Raw genomic sequence first — 18,321 nt, forward strand, 5'->3', positions numbered from 1 at the left:
AACGAATCAGGGCCCCGGTCACCTCCACGGTGACCGGGGCCCTGTCCTTTGTCCGTGGCGGCTACCGCAGCTCCGCCGGCTTCGTGCGGTCCCTGTCCACCTTCTCGGTCCGCACCAGCTCGCCCCACACGATGTAGCGGTACTTCGACGTGTAGACCGGCGTGCACGTGGTCAGCGTGATGTAGCGGCCGGCCTTCTTCGCACCCGATCCCTTGGGCACCGGGGCGATCGCCTCGACGTTGAACTTCGACGTCTCGGGAAGCTCCGCGAAGACCTTGTAGACGTACCAGGTGTCCTTGGTCTCGAAGACGACCGCGTCGCCCTTCTTCACCTTGTCGATGTTGTGGAACTTGGCGCCGTGACCGTCACGGTGCGCGGCCAGCGCGAAGTTGCCCTGCTCCGCCGACGGGAGCGCCGACTTCACGGGGTCCGTGTAGTAGCCGGCGATGCCGTTGTTGAGGGTCGTGGTGTCGGTGCCCTTCTTGACCAGCACCTCGCCGTTCTTCATGGCGGGGACGTGGAGGAAGCCGATGCCGTCCCTGGTGTCCAGCTCCCCCGGGCCGCCGGCCCACCGGTCGCGGACGGTGTCGCCCTGTTTGTCGGCCTCGCGGTCGGCGAGCACGTTCGTCCACCACAGTGAGTAGACGACGAACAGACCCAGCACCAGCCCTGCCGTGATCAGCAGTTCGCCGAAGACACTCACCGCCGTCGCGACCGGATGCCGGCTCCTGCGGCGCACCGGGGCCGACGGCTCGTCGGTGCGCTCTTCGTCCTCGGTCCTCGCTGCCACCGCACCCGTCCCTGTCGTGATGTCGTCCAGCCCGCGTCAGCCGACGAGCGCGTCGGGCTTCCCCTTGCTGCGCGGCCGTTCGTCGACCATTTTGCCCCACACGATCATTCGGTACGTACTCGTGAATTCCGGCGTGCACGTCGTCAGCGTGATGTACCTGCCCGGGCCCGTGAATCCGGAGCCCGGGGGCACTTCGTCGATCACGGCGACGTTCGACGGAGACGTCTGCGGAAGGATGCTGGTCATCTCGTACGTGTAGTAGGCGTCCTGCGTCTCGACCACGATGGGATCGCCCGGCTTCAGCTTGTTGATGTACCGGAAGGGCTCACCGTGGGTGTTGCGGTGTCCCGCCACCGCGAAGTTCCCCTGTTCCGCCGAGGGCATCGCGGTCTTCAGCTTGCCCTCGCCGTAGTGACCGACCATGCCGCGGTCGAGGACCTTCTCCTTGCTGATCCCCTCGGCGATCGGCGCGACCACGTCCAGTTTGGGGATGTGCATGATCGCGAAGCCCTGGCCGGGCTCGAAGGCGCCCGGGCTGCGCTCGCCGCTCGCCCAGTCGTCCTGGATCTTGTGCGTCTCCCGGCCGGCGATCTGGTCGGCGCGGATGTTGGTCCACCACAGCTGATAGGTGACGAACAGGAGCATCAGCACACCGAAGGTGATGAACACCTCGCCGACGACCCGGCTGGCCACGACCGCCGGGCTGTCCTTGGCGGCACGGGCCGCGCGCCGGGCCTCCAGCCGTGACATCGGAACCGCGGGCTTCGCGGCCTGGGGTTCCACAGCCGGACGGGCCTCGCCCCGCCGTTTTCCCCGCCCCTTGGCCGCCCGCCGACGCTCGGCCCTGCCCCCCGTCGGCAGCGGGTCAGGCTCGGCCTCCGAGTCCCCGGGGCCGACGGGCCGAGCCGCCTTCCGCGTATCGGCCGTCCGCAGGGCCACGGTCTCGTCGCTCAGGACCGGAGGGGCGTCCGAGACGGTCGGCACGGTGTCCCGGGCCTCGGCGACGGGCCGCACAGGATCCGGGGCGGGCGCCACAGGCCGCCGGGCGGGTTCTTCCGCCCTGGGGCCGGGAACCCCCGCCATGGGATCGGGTATCACCGCGGTCCCCTGGACCGTCCCCGCCGCGGGTGCCGTCCCAGGCCCCTGCTGCCCGTACCAGTCCCGCCGGTACCCCTCCGGGTCGTACCACTCACCCGGGGTCTCCGCAGGCTCCTGAGCCGCCGCCTGGGGCGTCTGAGGTGCCCGGGGTGTCTGGGGTGTCTGCGGCGAACCGTCGTCGGCCGGTGCGGTCTCCGTCCGGAACCAGGGTGAGGTGTGCTGCCCCGGCAGCGGATCGTTCAGCGGATCCGCCAGCTGCTCCACCGCCTCGGCGAACGTGCCGTCGGGCTCGTACGCTCCCTGCGTGTACGGGCCTTCCTGCCCGGCGCCGGGACGGAGTGAGGTCACGCGGCGGCCTTGCCCACCACCGGGGCGAGCCCCGCCGATCTCCCGACCGCGCCGGTGTCACCGCACTGCTCGAGCCAGTTGGCGAGCATCAGGTGGCCGTGTTCCGTGAGCACCGATTCGGGGTGGAACTGCACGCCCTCCACGGCGTGTTCACGGTGACGCAGCCCCATGATGATGCCGTCGGCAGTGCGCGCGGTGACTTCCAGCTCGGCCGGAACCGTCGTGGGTTCGGCGGCGAGCGAGTGGTAGCGCGTCGCGGTGAAGGGGGACGGCAGACCGGCGAACACGCCCTTGCCCTCGTGCAGCACGGGGGAGGTCTTGCCGTGCAGCAGCTCCGGCGCCCGGTCCACCACACCGCCGTACGCGACGGCCATCGACTGCATCCCCAGGCAGACGCCGAAGACCGGGACGCCGCTCCGCGCGCAGTGGTGCACCATCTCGATGCAGACGCCGGCGTGCTCCGGTGTGCCGGGGCCGGGCGACAACAGGACCCCGTCGAAACCGTCGTCCGCGTGCGCCGTGGTCACCTCGTCGTTGCGCACCACTTCGCACTCGGCACCGAGCTGGTAGAGGTACTGGACGAGGTTGAAGACGAAGCTGTCGTAGTTGTCGACGACGAGAATGCGTGCGCTCACTGACCCGCTCCCGCTCCGCTGGTGCCTTCGCCGTCCACCGTCACATCACCGAACGGGAGCAGCGGCTCCGCCCAGGGGAAGACGTACTGGAAGAGCGCGTAGACAACGGCCAGGGCCAGCACGAGCGAGATGAAGCCCCGCACCCATGCGTTGCCCGGCAGATGCCGCCAGATCCAGCCGTACATGCTGTTGCCTCCATTCGGTACGGCACCAGACTAAACGGCCGGGGCACAGGCGTGGGTCAGCTGTGGAAAGCCGCCGGTCCGCCGCCTGTCACGGACGCCGTCAGCCCGTCGGCCCCCTTCTCGCGGGCTACTTCACAGGCTGTGCGTAATGGACATCGACGGTGCCCGAATAGCCGGGAAGCGTCAGCTTGTCATCCTCTTCGACCTTCCATCCCAGCCCGTACGCCTTGACGTAGAGCTGGTAATTCTGGATCGCCGTGGAGTCGTCGAGCGCCTGCCTGAGCTTCCCCCGGTCACCGACCGCGGTCACCTTGTACGGAGGCGAGTAGACCCTGCCCTGCAGGATCAGCGTGTTGCCGACGCAGCGCACCGCGCTGGTGGAAATCAGCCGCTGGTCCATCACCCGGATCCCGCGGGCCCCGCCCTCCCAGAGGGCGTTGACCACGGCCTGCAGGTCCTGCTGGTGGATGACCAGGTCGTTGGGCTGGGGCTCGGGGTAGCCGGGGTTGGCGGTCGCGTTCGGCGGGGCGTCGTTCAACGTGACGGAAAGCGCCTCGCCGGTGACCGCCGACGTGCCCGCGGCCTTCTCCAAGGCGTCGAGCTTGGCGTCCTCGGCGCGGGTGCTCCCGTCGTCGCGGCGGGCGAGGGCGTCGATGTCGGCCCGCACGGAGGCGGTCGATTCGTCCAGCTCGGCGTTCTTCTCACTGCGCTGCTGAATGAGGTCGGAGAGCTTCAGCAGGGAGGAGTCGGTCCGGATATCAGTCCCTTTGGCAGCATTCGCGCTGGTGACGAAAATCAGTCCTGCCAGGGCGAAAACGGCAGCGGTCAGGCCTTGGACCGGCCATCGGGACATGCGCCGGGCCGGTCCTCGAGGAGAGTCGGCAGAATTGCTCAACGTACCCTTATCTCCTTAGGCGCCACGGAAGCACTACGCTAACGGACGCCCCGGGGAGGCAGCATTCCCCCTCGCGCCCCGGCGCCAGCCACAGATCCCTGCGCGGTCACGCAGCGCATCGACAGGAGAGTCCCTCGTGCCGAAGTCACGTATCCGCAAGAAGGCAGACTTCACGCCTCCGCCGGCCAAGCAGTCGACGAGCATAAAGCTGACCAACCGCAGTTGGGTGGCGCCGGTCATGCTGGCGCTCTTCCTGATCGGCCTGGCCTGGATCGTGGTCTTCTACGTCACCGAGGGCGACCTGCCGATCGACGCCCTCGGCAACTGGAACATCGTCGTCGGCTTCGGATTCATCGCCGGCGGATTCGGCGTCTCCACGCAGTGGAAGTAGCTCTGCCCTGAAGTTACCCACAGAGTTATCCACAGGCGGGGGAAAAGGTCAGACGATCTGTGGATAACTTCCCTCGAAGTTGACGCCGGTGTGACTACACACTTACGCACCTCGAGACGGTACGCCCCTTGTCCTGACTGGAAGAACCCGGTTCAGCGACAAGGGGCACACCTGTTCCCCACGTCGTGCACAAGATCCGGCACCCTCTGTGGACAACCACACCACATGAGCAATCGATTCCGCTCAGGTGAGCGCCGCTGTCCTGATGAGGACCGCCATCACGACCACCGCGAGGACCAGGGCGCAGGCGCCGTACTGCACGAGGTTCCGGCGCTCCCGCGGGGTGTGCACCATGGCGATCGCGATCAGGGCTCCGGCGACGAGGCCGCCGACGTGAGCCTGCCAGGCGATTCCGCCCCAGGTGAAGGTGAAGACCAGGTTCACCACGAGCAGGGCGATCACCGGGCGCATGTCGTAGTTCATCCGGCGCATCAGGACAGCCGTGGCCCCCAGCAGACCGAAGACAGCGCCCGACGCGCCGAGCGTCCCCTGCGCCGGGTCGGTGATCCAGTAGGTGAGCGCGCTGCCGGCGAGCCCCGAGAGCATGTAGAGAGCCAGATAGCGGACCCTGCCGAGCGCGGCTTCCAGCGGCCCGCCGAGCCACCACAGCCCCAGCATGTTGAACGCGATGTGCAAGACCTCCTGGTGCAGGAACATCGACGTCACCAGGCGGTACCACTGCCCTTCGGCCACCCCCTCACCGCCGGCGAGGCCGAACAGCAACAGGTCTTCGAGCAGGGGGCGGCCCCCGGCCAGGACCGCGACGAAGACGGCGAGATTGATGCCGATCAGGATCTTGGTGACGAGCCTCGGGTCGGCGGCGACACGTCCGCCCGCGAGGGTCCGCGGCCGTCGCGCGGCGGGCCGGCGCCCCGTACCCGCCCCTTCGCGGACGCACTCCGGGCAGTGGAACCCGACCGAGGCCTCGATCATGCAGTCCGTACAGATCGGCCGCTCGCACCGTGTGCAGCGGATCCCCGTCTCCCTGCCAGGATGCCGGTAACACGTGGGGGGACCGCCCGCGGGCGCGGATCCGTCCTGGTCTTCCGGCGGCTGCTGGTCCATCGGTCACGGCCCCTTCGGTCCTCGTCCGTGGAGGCGGCACACACGCGGCCGCCCCGCTCGCCCGTTATGTAGCAGTACGGACGAGCAGGGCGGTTGGTTCCCGGAGGGGTGGCGGCGGTCGGACCAGGGCCTCTGGACGCCCGCCGGGTCAGCGGGCCGGAGAGTCCGCGGGGCTTCGGGTCAGCGGTTCTCGATGACGACCGACTCGATCACCACGTCCTGCAGCGGACGGTCCGTGCGGGGATTGGTCGGGGCCGCGGCGATGGCGTCCACGACCTTCCTCCCCGCCTCGTCGGCGACCTCTCCGAAGATCGTGTGCTTGCCGGTCAGCCACGCGGTGGGCGAGACCGTCACGAAGAACTGCGAACCGTTGGTTCCCGGCCCGGCGTTGGCCATCGCCAGCAGGTACGGCTTGGTGAAGGCGAGGTCGGGGTGGAACTCGTCGCCGAACTCGTACCCGGGGCCACCCGTACCGTTGCCCAGCGGGTCACCGCCCTGGATCATGAAACCGCTGATGACGCGGTGGAAGACAGTGCCGTCGTACAGCTTGTCCGTGGACTTCCTGCCGGTCGCCGGGTCGGTCCACTCACGCTCGCCCGTGGCCAGCTCGACGAAGTTCCTGACCGTCTTGGGCGCGTGGTTCGGCAGGAGCCGGATCGCGATGTCGCCCTGGTTGGTCTTCAAAGTGGCGTAAAGCTGCTCGGCCACGATCTGCCTTCCGTAAGTCTTCGCTGATGACCTCCGATCCTCGCACGGGGGGACTCCTCCGCAGCGCGGCCACGGCCCGGGCTCGGCACCGCTCACCTTGTTGCCCGCTTTCCCGCACGTTTTCCCCACGTACCGCGCGTCAGGTGCGTCCAAGTGCCCGACAGCGCGGGGCACGCCGACACGAACCGTGGCATCGTCGGCGACACGCTGCCCTTGCACCGTAGTGACCGAGAATGACGCTCATGACCCGGATGCCCGTCCCGCATGGCGCACAAGGCACCAGCGGGCATGATTTCGAATTGGGTGGATAGGCGGAGTACCTACCCGCCACCAAGGAGGAGGATCCCGTGACCCGCATCGACAGCGTGCGCGCCGCAACCTACTCGGCGAAGGACAGCGCGCAGCACGCCGCGGAAGTGGTGGCGCCCTACGCCGACACGGCCAAGGAACAGGCCGCGCACTACGCGCAGGAAGCTCGCGCCCGGCTCGCGCCCAAGGTGTCGAAGGCAGCCGCGCAGGCCCGCGTCCAGTACGGCGCCCATCTCGCACCGCGCATCGAACAGGCCCTGACCCATGTGCCTCCCAAGGTCGACGAGGCCGCGCACAAGGCCGCCGTCCGGACGCGCAGCGCCGCCCGCACGGCGGCCGACTACACCGTGCCGCGCGTCGAGTACGCGGTGGCGGCGAGCCGCCCCATGGCCGAGGAGGCCACGGCCCGCAGCACGGCGGCACTGGCCGCCCTGCGCGGGCAGGTGACGGCCAAGGAGATCCAGAAGCTCGTCAGGAAGCACGAGCGCCGGGCCAAGGCGGGCCGGGCGGCCAAGGGATTCCTCGTGCTGGGCATCCTGGCTGGCGGGGCCTTCGCCGCCTGGAAGTGGTGGGACAAGCAGGCCAACCCGGACTGGCTGGTCGAGCCGCCCGCCCCCACCGATGTGGCCGACGACCGCACCCCGCTGACCTCGGTCGACGGCAGCGGCCGGACGGTGCTCGACCCGGAGGTGCGCGCCAAGCAGGACGAGGCGGAATCCGGATCGGACCCCGTGGACGGCACCGACCGCGACGACAAGCGCTGACCGGGACCACCGGGAACGACGCCTGCGAGGGGCGCCGGAAGACCTCAGGGTCTTCCGGCGCCCCTCTTCCCGTGCGTGGGTGGGGAGCCCTCAGCCGACCCGGCACGGCTCGAAGACGGTGCTGCCCAGGCCCGCCAGAGCATGCTGTTCGGCCCGGTGGAAGTGGAGGCCGCGTGCGATGCGCAGGGCCTCACGGTGGTGCTCGGCCGACTCGCGGGGACAGCCGAGCGCGGACATCGCGCGTCCCGCCGCGTTGCGGCACTCCGCCTGGGCCCAGAGGTCTCCCAGCTCCTCCGCCACCTCGATTCCGGCCAGACACAGGGAACGAGCGGCGTCGCGGTCGCCCGTCCTCGCCTTCAGAGCACCGAGATAGGACTGGGCCAAGGCCTCGGGCCGCTGGAGTCCGCGGTGATCCCTGCTGAGGGCGAGACCGGCTTCGAGGGAGAGCGCGGCGGTGTGCGGGTGGCCCAGCGCCTCGTGGACCAGGCCCAGCTCCACCAGGGTCATCGCCTCGGCCCCGCGATGTGACTGCGAGCGGGTCAGCCGGAGACAGCGGGAGTAGAGGCGGTACGCGGCGCCCGGCGCACCGGAGTCCAGCTCGACGCGGGCGAGCGCTCCGTAGGCGAGGGCGGTCCGCAGATGATCGGTTCCCTCCGAGTAGAGCCGGATGGACTCCGTCAGGTGTCCGCGGGCCTCGTCCAGTGCGCCGGTGGTCCAGCGGGCACGCCCCAGCTCCTCGCGGGAGGCGGCCAGCAGGTCCGGCCAGTCGTGGAGCTCACTCAGCCGCAGGGCGCGCTGGGCGTGCTCCTCCGCGGCGTCGACGAGGCCCGCGGTGAGGGAGGCGTCGACGAGGCTGAGGGAGAGCTCGGTCTCCGCCCGCGGGTTCATGCCCCGTTGCGCGGCGCGCAGCCCCGCCCGCGCGACGGCGAGCCACTCGGGGACCCGTGACCGGCGTTTGCAGGTCTCCCGCAGCATGCCCGCGAGTGTCCAGGCGGCGACGTACGGGCCGTGCTCGGCGGTGTGCTCCACGGCGGCGGTGAGATTGCGCAGTTCGGCCTCGGCTTCCTCCCCGGAGACCGGTGCGCCCTCGGTGGCGCGGGGCTCCTGTCCCACCACGTGGATCCGGCCCGCGCGGCCGTCGAGGACGCTCGCGACCTGCGTGTACCAGCCCAGAAGACGGTTGAGCGCCTCGTTCCGGGACTCGGTCGGCTCCTCGTCGCCGGCCCGCTTCCAGGCGTACTCCCGGAGCAGGTCGTGCGGGAAGCGGAAACGGCCGGGAGCGTGCTGGACCAGGAGGTTCGCGGTGGCGAGCACGTTGAGGGCAGGTCGTACGGCGGCCTCGTCCGTACCGGTGAGGGCCGCCGCCGCCGCGTAGGTCAGGTCGTGGCCGGGGAGCAGGCCGAGCATGCGCAGGGCGCGCCGGCCCCGGTCGTCGAGCCGCTGGTAGGACAGGTCCAGCGAGGCACCCACGGACGCCCGTTCGTCGTCCGCGACGGAGGCTCCGGCCAGTGGGCCGGCCGCGGCGAGCTCCCGGGCAACGGACCCGAGGTCGAAGTGCGGTGAGACCACGGATCCCGCCGCGACCACCCGCAGCGCCAGGGGGAGATGACCGCAGAGCCGCGAGATCTCCGCGACGGCGGGATCCGGCGTCCCCGTGGACCGCGGGCGGCCCAGCGCACTCCTCAACAGCTCCGCCGACTCGTCGGGGCCCAGCACGGGCAGCACGACGCGCTGCGCGTCCTCGTGCACCGCCAGGCTGACCAGGGCACGCCTGCTGGTGACGAGGACGGCGCAGCCGGGCGCGCTGGGAAGCAGGCACCGCACATGGTCGGCGTCGGCAGCGTTGTCCAGGACGATCAGCATGCGACGGGTGGCGATGACCGAGCGGAACAGGGTGCCTCGTTCGAGGCAGTCGGTCGGAACGTGCTGGGCTGCCACCCCCATCGCGCGCAGGAACGACCCGAGGATCTCGCACGGATCCGCCGCACCGAGGCGGTCGAAGCCTCGCAGGTCGACGAAGAGCTGACCGTCGGGGAAGCCGTCGGCGACCTGATGGGCACAGTGCACGGCCAGCGCCGTCTTGCCGACCCCCGCCGTGCCCTCCACACAGACGATCGGCATCTTCCCGGAACGCAGCCGGTCCGTGACCAGCGCGATCTCGTCCGCCCGCCCGGTGAAGTCCCTTACCGCGTTGGGCAGCTGGTGGGGTGTGAGAGGGGCTTCCGGAGACCGTTCCTCCGGACGCACCGCGCTCAGGACGAACTGGTGTGCCTCCCTGAGCTCGGCGCCCGGCTCCACGCCGTACTCCTCGACCAGCCGCTCGCGGATCCGCGTGTAGGCGTCGAGCGCTTCCACCTGTCGGCCGCTGTCGGCGAGCGTCCGCATGAGGAAGGCGTGCAGGCGTTCTCGGAGCGGGTGCACGGCGATGAGGCGCACGAGCTCGGGGAGGCGACGTTCCCCCTGCCCGAGCGAGACCTCCAGGGCGTACAGCTCCTCCTGGGCGGAGAGCCGGCGTTCCTGGAATCGATCGCGCTCCAGTTCGATACCGCGACTCTCGGTTCCCTCGGCGAGCGGGCCGCGGGCCAGGGCGGTCGCCCTGGCCAGAGTCTCGGCGGCGTCCGCGGGCCGGCCCGAATCGCTCAGGGCGCGTGAGGCGGCGAACAGTTCCTCGAACTCCAGGAGATCGCAGTCGAACCCACCGGGCGTGCCGAGCACGTAGCCGGCATCGGAATGGGTGAGCGGCAGGGACGGCGGCAGACAGCGCCGCAGTCCCGATACGTACTTCTGGACGAGGTTGAGGGCGTGGGCCGGCGCGTCGTCACCCCAGACCATCGCGATGATGCGGTCGGCGGGCACGGGTCGTGGGCCGCCGAGCAGCAGAGCGACCAGCACGGCACGCTGGCGGGGCGGCCCGAGCGGCAGTGACCGGTTGCCGGCCAACGCCCTTAACGGGCCCATCACTTCGAAACGTACGTGCGAGTCAATCATTTTCCCCCCCGGTAACGGTAAAGAGAGCGTAAGCCTCCTGCCGGTCGAATCTCTTGGTATTAACACGCTGTTTTTGCGCCTGCCTCCGGCGGCCGTCGTGCCTTCCGGAGCGGTTCAGCGTCCCTTCCAGCGCCCCGTCAGCACCTCCGGCGAAGGTCCTCCCCAGGAACCGACCCGAACGAGACATCCGCAGACAGGTCCAGGAGGACTTCCGGAATGACACTGCCCGTCGGCCGCGCGTCAGCATCCGAATCAGCCCCCGTCCCCGTCGTCGTACCGGCACCCGTGCCGCTCAGCTTCGACTCCACCCTCCCCCGCTCACTGGTCCACCGGGCCTCTGTGGCCGAGGTGTTCGTGACGGACTCGGTGGAGACCGGCTCGCCCGAGCCGGGCGCCACCACCCGCACCTTCGACGTGGCCGCCCAGCTGCCGCGCGGCCACCTCGTCGGCGAGCACCCGGCCGCATACGACTTCCTGCTGCTCGTCGAGGTCCTGCGGCAGTCCGGGGTGTGTGTCGCGCACCGGCATCTCGACGTGGCGATCGACAGCGCGTTCATCTTCAGCGCGCTCAACTTCGACGTGCTGTCCCTGGAAGCCCTGCGCATAGGCGCCCGCCCGGCACAGACGGTGCTGCACTTGTCCGTGCGGCCGGAGACGAACCGGGGCGGACGGATCCTGGGCTTCGACTTCGACATCATCGTGGATCTCGACGGAACACCCACGCTCCGGGCGTCGGGCGGTCTGACCTTCGTCAGCCGCCGGGCGTACGGGATGCTCCGCGCCCAGGGACTCGGCAAGGCCCGGGCGGCTTCCGCCGCACGCGCCCACCGGCCGGCTCCCGCCGCTCCCACCACCGTCGGACGCAAGGACGTCCGGAACGTGGTGCTGACCGAGCCTGCCGTCGGGGTCGGAGGCGACGCCTCCGCGTTCCTGGTCGTCGACACCGCACATCCGCACCTGTTCGACCACCAGCTGGACCATGTGCCGGGGAACCTCCAGCTGGAAGCCGCCCGGCAGCTCGCGGTGGCCTCGGTGGCACGGCTGCACGGACTGTCCCCCGTGGACCTGGTCGTGACGTCCGTGCGCGCCCGCTTCACCGACTTCGCCGAGCTCGGCCTCAGCACCCCGGTGACCGCCCATGTCGACGGGGTCCAGCACGCGGAGGCCCTGGGAACCCTGACCGTCCCCGTCGAGGTACGTCTCGGCCAGGGCGACAGCTCCGTGAGCGAGGTCAATCTGGAGGTGGCCCAGTGGGCGTGACCCCCGGCACCCGGACCGCCGCAGCCGGCGCCCCACCGATCACGACACTGGTCTGCGACTACGGGGGTGTCCTGACGAACCCCCTGGCCGAGACCTACGCGGCCTTCTCCGACAGCACCGGCATCCCGGTCGAGGACCTGGTGGCGGCCTTCGGCCGGGCCACCCGGCGGTACGGCGTGAGCCCCATGGCGGAGCTGGAGATCGGCGCCATCTCCGAGGACGAGCTCGTACGGCGCGTGCTGTCCGAGCTGGACAGGGAGCCCGGCGACGTTCTCCGGGGCCTCCCGTTCGGCGAGGTCTGGTTCCGCGGCCGGCGCACCAACGAGGACCTGACCGCCTTCCTCCGCACCGTCCGGGCGGCCGGTCACCGGGTCGGGCTGCTCACCAACAACGTCCGGGAGTGGGAGCCGCGCTGGCGTGCGGCACTCCCCGTCGCGGAGCTGTTCGACACCGTCGTCGACTCCTCCCGGGAGGGCGTGCGCAAGCCGGACCCCGAGATCTACCGCCGGCTCGTCGCCCGGCTGGGAGCCGACCCGGCCACCGTCCTCTTCCTGGACGACCTGGAGGAGAACTGCGCCGCCGCACGGGCGCAGGGCATGCACGCGGTCCGCTTCGACACGACGGACCAGGCCGTCCGGGACGTGGGCCGCCTGATGGACCTGCCCGCTTTCGACAAGGAACCTTCCGGAGGTACGTCATGACCCGTTCGCCCACCCCCCGGGTGCTGATCGTCGGCGCGGGGCCGACCGGTCTCACCGCGGCCTGCACCCTGCTGCGGCACGGTGTGAAGGTCAGGGTCGTGGACCGCCGCCACGGGCCCACCGGCGCCCCCAAGGCCCTGATCCTGTGGAGCGGTGCCCTGGAGGTGCTCGACCGGCTGGAGACGGCGGTCGCGATCGGCGAGCGGTCGCTGCCGCTCACCGGCGCCTCGTACTGGTCGCGCGGGAGGAGGATCGCCGGACTGGGGTTCGGGGCCCTGCGCGGCACCCGCTTCCCCGGCCCGTTGTGCGTGCCGCAGCCCGTGACGGAGGAGCTGCTCTACGAGCGTCTGATCCAGCTGGGCGGCACCGTCGAATGGTCGACGGAGGCCGAGTCGGTCACGGTGGAGGCCGAGGAGGCCGCCGTCGTGCTGAACGGCCCCGACGGGGACCGCAGCACCGCACGCGCCCCTTGGCTGATCGCCGCCGACGGCGCGCACAGCAAGGTCCGCGAGGCCCTGGGCATCCCCTTCGAAGGCAGCACGTACGCCCGTGACTTCCTCCTCGGTGACGGGCTGCTGGAGGCCACCGGTGCCACTCCGCTGCCCCCCGCCGAGGCGCAGTACCACCTCACCCCCGACGGGGTGCTCGTCGTCGTCGCCCTCCCGGAGGGCGGCCACCGGGTCTTCTTCGACCTGCCGGCCGGCAGCGGCGAGGGGCCCCCGGACGACGCCGAGCTCCAGCAGCTCCTCGACGCCCGCGGACCTGGGGGCTGGACCCTGACGAGCACCGCGTGGACCAGCAGGTTCCGGGTGCACACCAAGGTCGCCGCGGCCTTCAGGTCGGGTCCGGTCCTCCTCGCCGGGGACGCCGCGCACTGCCACAGCCCGGCCGGAGGCCAGGGCCTCAACACCGGGGTGCAGGACGGCTACGACCTGGGCTGGAAGCTCGCGGCGGTGTGCTCGGGCGCGGACCCCGCCCTGCTCGACAGCTACGAGGCCGAGCGGCGGCCCAGCGCCGTCCGGGCCGTGGGCAACGCGGACCGGCAGACGAAGCTCTGGCTCCTGCGCTCGGTGGTCTCCCGCTTCCTCCGGGACACACTGCTCCGCAGGCTCTCGGCGAGCGGCGCGCTGGAGAAGCGGCTCGTACCCGAACTCGCTCAGGTCGACCTGGACCTGACGGGCAGCCCGATCGTCTCGGGAACCCCTGTGGACGGTGTGCGGCCCGGCCGCCGCGTCCCCGACACCGCGCTGTCCATGGTCTACGGGCGGGAGGCCGACAGCCTCCACGGCTACGTTGCCGCCGGACGGCACACCGTCGTCGTGCTCGGCGTCTCCGGCACCGACACCGTCGCGGTGCGGGCGGCCGAGACGGCGGCGGCGCGTCACGCGGGCACGGCGGGCAGCAACGTCGACGTACTGCTGATCCGGCCGTCCGACCGCAGTGACGCCTTCTCCGTTCCCACGGCACTGCCCGCCCACGATGTCGCCGCCGGCCGGTACGGCACCATCACCCAGGCCCTGTACGTCCGGCCCGACGGGGTCGTCGGCGCGCGGGTCTCCCTCGACCGCCCGGGCCGCATCGCCGAGCTCCTCGCCGGAATCCCGGTCGGCGGTGAGCAGGACCGTGTTCCGCACATCTTGTGAGACCCGCTCCGCGGGCCGTCGCCGGGGCCCCTGGTTCGTCCTCCTCTTCACTCTGCTCCTCGCGGCAAACGCCGTCGTCATCGGCGCGGACGTCGGCGACCGGCTGCTCGGCGGCGGGACCGACGATCCGTCCTCCGCCTCGTCCCGTGCGGGCGCCCTGCTGGAAGCCCATTTCCCGTCGAGCGCCCCCGATCTGGTGCTGCTGGTCCGCGGCGAGGACGGCGCCGGGGTCGACAGCGAGCAGGTGGCCGCACAGGGAGCCCGGCTGGCCGAGCGCCTCGCCTTCGAGCCGCGGGTCTCCGGGGTCGTCTCGTACTGGCAGACCGGCTCCGAGCGCCTGCGGTCCGCCGACCGCTCCGAGGCGCTGATCCTCGCGCACCTCGAAGGCGACGACGACACGGCCACCAGGACCTACGACCGGCTGGCACCGCTCTACCGGGGCAGCCCGCCCGACGCGGACGCGCTGGACGTCTCCCTGGGCGGCGGCGTGGCAGTGCAGCAGGAGATCCAGACGACCATCGAGGCCGATCTGCTCACCGCCGAACTCATCGCCCTGCCACTGACCCTGATCATCCTGGTCCTCGTCTTCGGCGGTGCCGTCGCGGCGCTCCTGCCGCTCGGCGTGGGCGTGCTGGCCATCCTCGGCACGAACGCCGTGCTGCGCCTGCTCACCTCCGTCACCGAGGTCTCCGTCTTCGCGCAGAACCTCACCACGGCGCTCGGCCTGGGCCTGGCCATCGACTACGCCCTGCTCATCGTGCGGCGCTTCCGCGAGGAGCTGCACCAGAGAGCGGACCCCCGCACGGCGGTCCGCACGACGCTGCGCACAGCGGGGCGCGCGGTCCTCTTCTCCGCCCTGACCGTCGCGGTCTCGCTGGCCGCGATGCTGGTCTTCCCCCTGTACTTCCTGCGTTCCTTCGCCTACGCGGGCCTCAGCGTCGTCCTGCTCGCCGCAGCCGCTTCCCTCATCGTGCTGCCGGCCGTGCTGCTCCTGCTGGGACACCGGGTGGACGCCCTCCGCCTGCGCCGGAGGACACTGCGGACCCGCCGGGAGGGCGGCCTGGTCGAGCGGGTGGTGCGCCGCCCGTACCGGTACGCCGTCACCGTCGCCGCCCTGCTGGTCGCCGCCGGAGTGCCCTTCCTCCAGGTCGAGTTCGGTACCGCCGACGACCGCCAGCTGCCCGCTGCCTCGGAGTCCCGCCTGGTCCAGGAGGCGATACGGGACGACTTCACCTCCAGCACCACCGGCGGGGTGGAGATCCTCGCCCGGGACGCGAAGGGACTCGACCGCTACGCGGCGGCGCTCTCCCTGCTCCCGCACGCCGCCGAGGTGGACACCCCGCTCGGCACCTACCGCGACGGCCGCAGGAAGGACGCCGCCACCCCGGCCGACGCATCGCGTGCGGCCGACGGACTGGTGCATCTGTCCGTGGTCCCGGAGAAGGGCGTGGAGGACGTGTCGCCGGAGAGCCGGCGCCTCGTGGAGGGCGTGCGGGCCGCCTCGTCGGGATTCGAGGCACTCGAACCCCTCGCCGGCGGACGGGCAGCGGTCCTGGAGGACAGCAAGCAGGCCATAGCCGACGGCCTGCCCGCCGCCGGGCTGCTCATCGCCGGTACCTCCCTCCTGCTCGTCTTCCTGCTCACGGGGAGTCTGCTGATCCCGCTTCTCTCCGTGGCGTCGGGGGCGCTCAGCCTCACCGCCATGTTCGGCCTGGTGGTGTGGGTGTTCCAGGACGGGCATCTGTCCGGACTGCTCGGATTCACGCCCACGGGCACCATCGAGGCGACCCTGCCGGTGCTGATGTTCTGCATCGCGTTCGGCCTCTCCATGGACTACGGCGTCTTCCTCCTGTCCCGCATGAAGGAGGAGTACGACCGCACCGGTGACCCCCGGCTGGCCATCGTCACCGGCGTGCGCCGTACCAGCGGTGTCATCACCGCGGCCGCGCTGATCATCGCCGTGGTCTTCGTCGCCATCGGCACCTCGCAGATCACCAACAGCAAGATGCTCGGCCTGGGCGCCGCCCTCGCCGTCCTCGTGGACGCCACCGTCGTCCGGGGCCTCCTCGTCCCTGCCGTCATGCGGATCGGCGGGCGCGCCACCTGGTGGGCCCCTGCCCCTCTGGCGCGCTTCCAGCGGCGTTTCGGCCTGCGTGAGGATCTCTCCGCCACCCCGGCCCCGGATCAGCGGACACCCACCGAACCCGTACTGGAGACAGTCAGATGAACACCCCCGATCCCGGCCCACGGCACGGCCGTGTGGTGGTGACCGGCGCGACCGGCCTCCTCGGAACCGCCGTCGTCAACCAGCTCCTAGGCGAGGGAAGGGAGGTGACGGCGCTGGTACGCGACACCACCAAAGCCGCCCGCCAGTTCCCCGCGCACCCGAAGCTGACCGTCGTCACGGCGGACATCCGGAAGCCGGAGACGTACCGCGGGGCACTGCCCGGCGCGGCCGCGGTGATCCACACCGCCGCCTACTTCCGCGAGTACTACCTCCCCGAGGCCGACCTGCCCCGGCTCTTCGCCACCAACGTCGACGCCGTCACCGCGCTCCTGCGGGAGGCGGTCGCCGCGGGTGTGCCCGCCCTCGTACAGACCAGCTCCGTCAACACCCTCGGTGCGGGGACGGAGGAGGACCCGGCGAGCGAGTCGGCCGACCCGCCACCGGACTGGGAGCGCAACGCCTACCGGGCCAGCAAGGTCCGTGCGGAGGCCGCCATCCGCGCCTTCGCTCGGGAGCCCGGGCACGCGGGCCGGATCCGGGTCCCGATCGTCCTCCCCGGCTGGATGTGGGGCCCGGCCGACGCCGGCCCCACCTCCGCGGGCCGGCTCTTCCTCGCCGTCGCGCAGCGGGGCATCAAAGCCGTGCCCCGTGCGGGAAATCACGTGGTGGATGCCCGCGACGTGGCGTACGCCCTGGTCCGGGCGGCCGATCAGGGCGAGCACCTGCGGCGTTACATCGTCGCGGGCCGATGGCTGTCCCTCTCGGGGACCTGCGCGGCGATAGCCCGCGCCACGGGGGCTCCGGCCCCCAAGGAGGTCCCCGCCCGGGCGGCCATCGCGTTCGCGACCGTCCTGGAGACCAAGGCCAGGCTGCTCGGCACTCCGCCCGTCGTCACCCGTGAGGGGGTGCGGGCCCTGCTCGACGGCAACCGCACACGGATCACTTCGGCACGGGCCCAGCGGGAGCTCGGCGTCACCTTCCGCCCACTGGCCCGGACCCTCGCGGACACCGCCGCCTGGTACCACCGCGCCGGCCTGCTCGACCATGTGACCCCAGAGGAGAGTGCCGCGTGAATTCCGCCAGGATCAGCCGGCTGCGGACCGTCCTGCTCGGTGCGGCGGCGGCGCTGCTCGCCGTCACCCCGGTCTACTGGGCGAACGCCGTCACGGAGTCGCCCGGGACGAGCGCGGGCCGCGCGACGGATGAGAACACCCAGCAGCGGAAGAAGACATGGACGCTCGACAAGGGCATATCCGACATCCCTGTCAGCTTCACCGTCCGCAACATCAACCGGACCAAGGCCTCCTGCCCGGTCGACGGCCTCACCTACACCGTCCGCGGGCACCTCACCGCTCCCACCCGGCTCCTGGAGAGCAAGGGCGCGGTGAGGGCCATCACCCTCTACCAGCACGGCATCGCAGCGGGCGAGTGGTACTGGCGGGTCGAGGCCGACGGCTACCACCACGCGGAGGAACTGGCCGCGCGGGGCCACGCCTCGCTCACCATCGACCGCATCGGTTACGACACCAGTGACACCCTCGACGGCCTTGCCACCTGCATCGGCGGTCAGGCCGACATCACCCACCAGATCGTCCAACAGCTGCGCGAAGGAACGTACCGAAGCGGGGGCACCGGGAAGGGCGGCACCTCGGGCGCGTTCGACAAGGTCTTCCTCGCCGGCCAGTCCAACGGCGGCCAGATAGCGCAGATCGCGGCCTACTCCTTCCGCGACATCGACGGCCTCGTCCTCATGGACTGGACGGACCGCGGACTCACCCCCCAGGCCAACGCCCGCTTCTTCTCCTCCCTCCAGACCTGCCTCCGGGGCGGGACGAAGGGATACGTCTACTACGACCTGGGGCCCGCCGAATTCCGTTCGGGCAACTTCCACGACACGGACCCGGCCGTCCTCGACCTCGCCGTGCCGCACCAGAACCGCCACCCCTGCGGCGACATGGTCTCCCAGCTCGGCGCGGTCCTCGTCGACCTGCGCGAGCTGCCGACCATCACCGTGCCCGTCCTCTTCATGTACGGGGAGAAGGACGCCCGCGTGGAGGGCGGCGAGGAACACCGCGCGCTCTTCACCGGCGCGAAGAACACCCAACTGGTCGAGATCCCGGACGCCGGCCACTACATGGGCATGGCCCGCCAGGCCCCCCTGGTGCACGACACCCTCGCCGACTGGCTCGACCGCCGCTGAACCGGCCCGGGAGGCGCCGTACGGTCCCCGTCCGCCGCCCCGGCCGCACCCGCC

Annotated in this window: 16 protein-coding genes; 8 read left to right on the forward strand and 8 right to left on the reverse strand. The window is 71.2% G+C overall.

Annotated features, from left to right (window positions below; genetic code table 11):
- Positions 1 to 61: 61 nt before the first annotated feature.
- The 5 genes from OG488_RS18675 to OG488_RS18695 form a co-directional block, all read right to left on the reverse strand.
- Entirely contained in the window at positions 62 to 790 is a 729-nt protein-coding gene (locus OG488_RS18675; protein ID WP_329230704.1) for a class E sortase, read from the reverse strand.
- Between the two features lie 36 nt (positions 791 to 826).
- Positions 827 to 2,236: a class E sortase gene (locus OG488_RS18680; RefSeq protein ID WP_329230707.1), complete on the reverse strand. Its 1,410-nt coding sequence runs from the start codon at positions 2,234 to 2,236 to the stop codon at positions 827 to 829.
- Positions 2,233 to 2,871, reverse strand: coding sequence for an aminodeoxychorismate/anthranilate synthase component II (locus tag OG488_RS18685; protein WP_329230709.1), 639 nt, complete (start codon positions 2,869 to 2,871; stop codon positions 2,233 to 2,235). The genes OG488_RS18680 and OG488_RS18685 overlap by 4 nt, the downstream gene beginning before the upstream one ends.
- Positions 2,868 to 3,056 carry a hypothetical protein gene (locus OG488_RS18690; RefSeq protein WP_031090437.1) on the reverse strand — a complete coding sequence of 63 codons (189 nt, stop codon included), beginning with the start codon at positions 3,054 to 3,056 and terminating at the stop codon, positions 2,868 to 2,870. The genes OG488_RS18685 and OG488_RS18690 overlap by 4 nt, the downstream gene beginning before the upstream one ends.
- A 127-nt stretch (positions 3,057 to 3,183) precedes the next feature.
- Positions 3,184 to 3,909 (reverse strand): DUF881 domain-containing protein, encoded by a 726-nt coding sequence (locus tag OG488_RS18695; RefSeq protein WP_329230712.1) that lies wholly within the window; start codon positions 3,907 to 3,909, stop codon positions 3,184 to 3,186.
- A 178-nt stretch (positions 3,910 to 4,087) separates the two neighbouring features.
- Between OG488_RS18695 and crgA the strand changes: the two genes are divergently transcribed.
- Positions 4,088 to 4,342, forward strand: coding sequence for a cell division protein CrgA (gene crgA / locus OG488_RS18700; RefSeq protein WP_031090433.1), 255 nt, complete (start codon positions 4,088 to 4,090; stop codon positions 4,340 to 4,342).
- Positions 4,343 to 4,585: 243 nt separating this feature from the next.
- On the opposite strand, the gene OG488_RS18705 is transcribed toward crgA, so the two are convergent.
- Positions 4,586 to 5,467 carry a rhomboid family intramembrane serine protease gene (locus tag OG488_RS18705; protein ID WP_329230713.1) on the reverse strand — a complete coding sequence of 294 codons (882 nt, stop codon included), beginning with the start codon at positions 5,465 to 5,467 and terminating at the stop codon, positions 4,586 to 4,588.
- A gap of 180 nt (positions 5,468 to 5,647) precedes the next feature.
- On the reverse strand, positions 5,648 to 6,175 hold the full coding sequence (locus OG488_RS18710; protein WP_329230715.1) for a peptidylprolyl isomerase: 528 nt from the start codon (positions 6,173 to 6,175) through the stop codon (positions 5,648 to 5,650).
- Positions 6,176 to 6,522: 347 nt separating this feature from the next.
- Here OG488_RS18710 and OG488_RS18715 point away from each other — a divergent pair, with 347 nt between their 5' ends.
- Positions 6,523 to 7,248: a DUF5324 family protein gene (locus OG488_RS18715; protein ID WP_329230717.1), complete on the forward strand. Its 726-nt coding sequence runs from the start codon at positions 6,523 to 6,525 to the stop codon at positions 7,246 to 7,248.
- 90 nt (positions 7,249 to 7,338) lie between these two features.
- Here the strand turns inward: OG488_RS18715 and OG488_RS18720 are convergent, their stop codons facing one another.
- A complete protein-coding gene (locus OG488_RS18720; RefSeq protein WP_329230719.1) occupies positions 7,339 to 10,206 on the reverse strand; it encodes an AfsR/SARP family transcriptional regulator in 2,868 nt (955 codons plus the stop codon).
- 246 nt (positions 10,207 to 10,452) lie between these two features.
- Here OG488_RS18720 and OG488_RS18725 point away from each other — a divergent pair, with 246 nt between their 5' ends.
- From OG488_RS18725 to OG488_RS18750, 6 genes are read left to right on the forward strand one after another with little or no spacing between them, the layout of a single operon-like run.
- The gene (locus OG488_RS18725; protein ID WP_329230721.1) at positions 10,453 to 11,496 is read left to right on the forward strand and encodes a ScbA/BarX family gamma-butyrolactone biosynthesis protein; all 1,044 of its coding nucleotides are present in this window, start codon (positions 10,453 to 10,455) and stop codon (positions 11,494 to 11,496) included.
- Positions 11,493 to 12,197, forward strand: coding sequence for an HAD family hydrolase (locus OG488_RS18730; RefSeq protein WP_329230722.1), 705 nt, complete (start codon positions 11,493 to 11,495; stop codon positions 12,195 to 12,197). Before OG488_RS18725 ends, OG488_RS18730 begins: the two co-directional genes overlap by 4 nt.
- Positions 12,194 to 13,840, forward strand: coding sequence for an FAD-dependent monooxygenase (locus OG488_RS18735; protein WP_329230724.1), 1,647 nt, complete (start codon positions 12,194 to 12,196; stop codon positions 13,838 to 13,840). Before OG488_RS18730 ends, OG488_RS18735 begins: the two co-directional genes overlap by 4 nt.
- Positions 13,809 to 16,067: an MMPL family transporter gene (locus OG488_RS18740; protein WP_443074227.1), complete on the forward strand. Its 2,259-nt coding sequence runs from the start codon at positions 13,809 to 13,811 to the stop codon at positions 16,065 to 16,067. Before OG488_RS18735 ends, OG488_RS18740 begins: the two co-directional genes overlap by 32 nt.
- Positions 16,064 to 17,140: an NAD-dependent epimerase/dehydratase family protein gene (locus OG488_RS18745; protein WP_329230726.1), complete on the forward strand. Its 1,077-nt coding sequence runs from the start codon at positions 16,064 to 16,066 to the stop codon at positions 17,138 to 17,140. The genes OG488_RS18740 and OG488_RS18745 overlap by 4 nt, the downstream gene beginning before the upstream one ends.
- Complete coding sequence (locus tag OG488_RS18750) at positions 17,137 to 18,267, forward strand: alpha/beta hydrolase (RefSeq protein ID WP_329230728.1); 1,131 nt, start codon at positions 17,137 to 17,139, stop codon at positions 18,265 to 18,267. Before OG488_RS18745 ends, OG488_RS18750 begins: the two co-directional genes overlap by 4 nt.
- Positions 18,268 to 18,321 lie beyond the last annotated feature (54 nt).

The organism is Streptomyces sp. NBC_01460 (assembly GCF_036227405.1).
Classification (GTDB): Bacteria; Actinomycetota; Actinomycetes; order Streptomycetales; family Streptomycetaceae; genus Streptomyces.

Bases quoted from the DNA above. Each gene is read 5' to 3' on its own strand.
- OG488_RS18705 (WP_329230713.1), bottom strand. From the start codon at position 5,467: ATGGACCAGCAGCCGCCGGAAGACCAGGACGGATCCGCGCCCGCGGGC.
- OG488_RS18720 (WP_329230719.1), bottom strand. From the start codon at position 10,206: ATGGGCCCGTTAAGGGCGTTGGCCGGCAACCGGTCACTGCCGCTCGGG.
- OG488_RS18695 (WP_329230712.1), bottom strand. From the start codon at position 3,909: ATGTCCCGATGGCCGGTCCAAGGCCTGACCGCTGCCGTTTTCGCCCTG.
- OG488_RS18745 (WP_329230726.1), top strand. From the start codon at position 16,064: ATGAACACCCCCGATCCCGGCCCACGGCACGGCCGTGTGGTGGTGACC.
- OG488_RS18690 (WP_031090437.1), bottom strand. From the start codon at position 3,056: ATGTACGGCTGGATCTGGCGGCATCTGCCGGGCAACGCATGGGTGCGG.
- OG488_RS18725 (WP_329230721.1), top strand. From the start codon at position 10,453: ATGACACTGCCCGTCGGCCGCGCGTCAGCATCCGAATCAGCCCCCGTC.
- OG488_RS18735 (WP_329230724.1), top strand. From the start codon at position 12,194: ATGACCCGTTCGCCCACCCCCCGGGTGCTGATCGTCGGCGCGGGGCCG.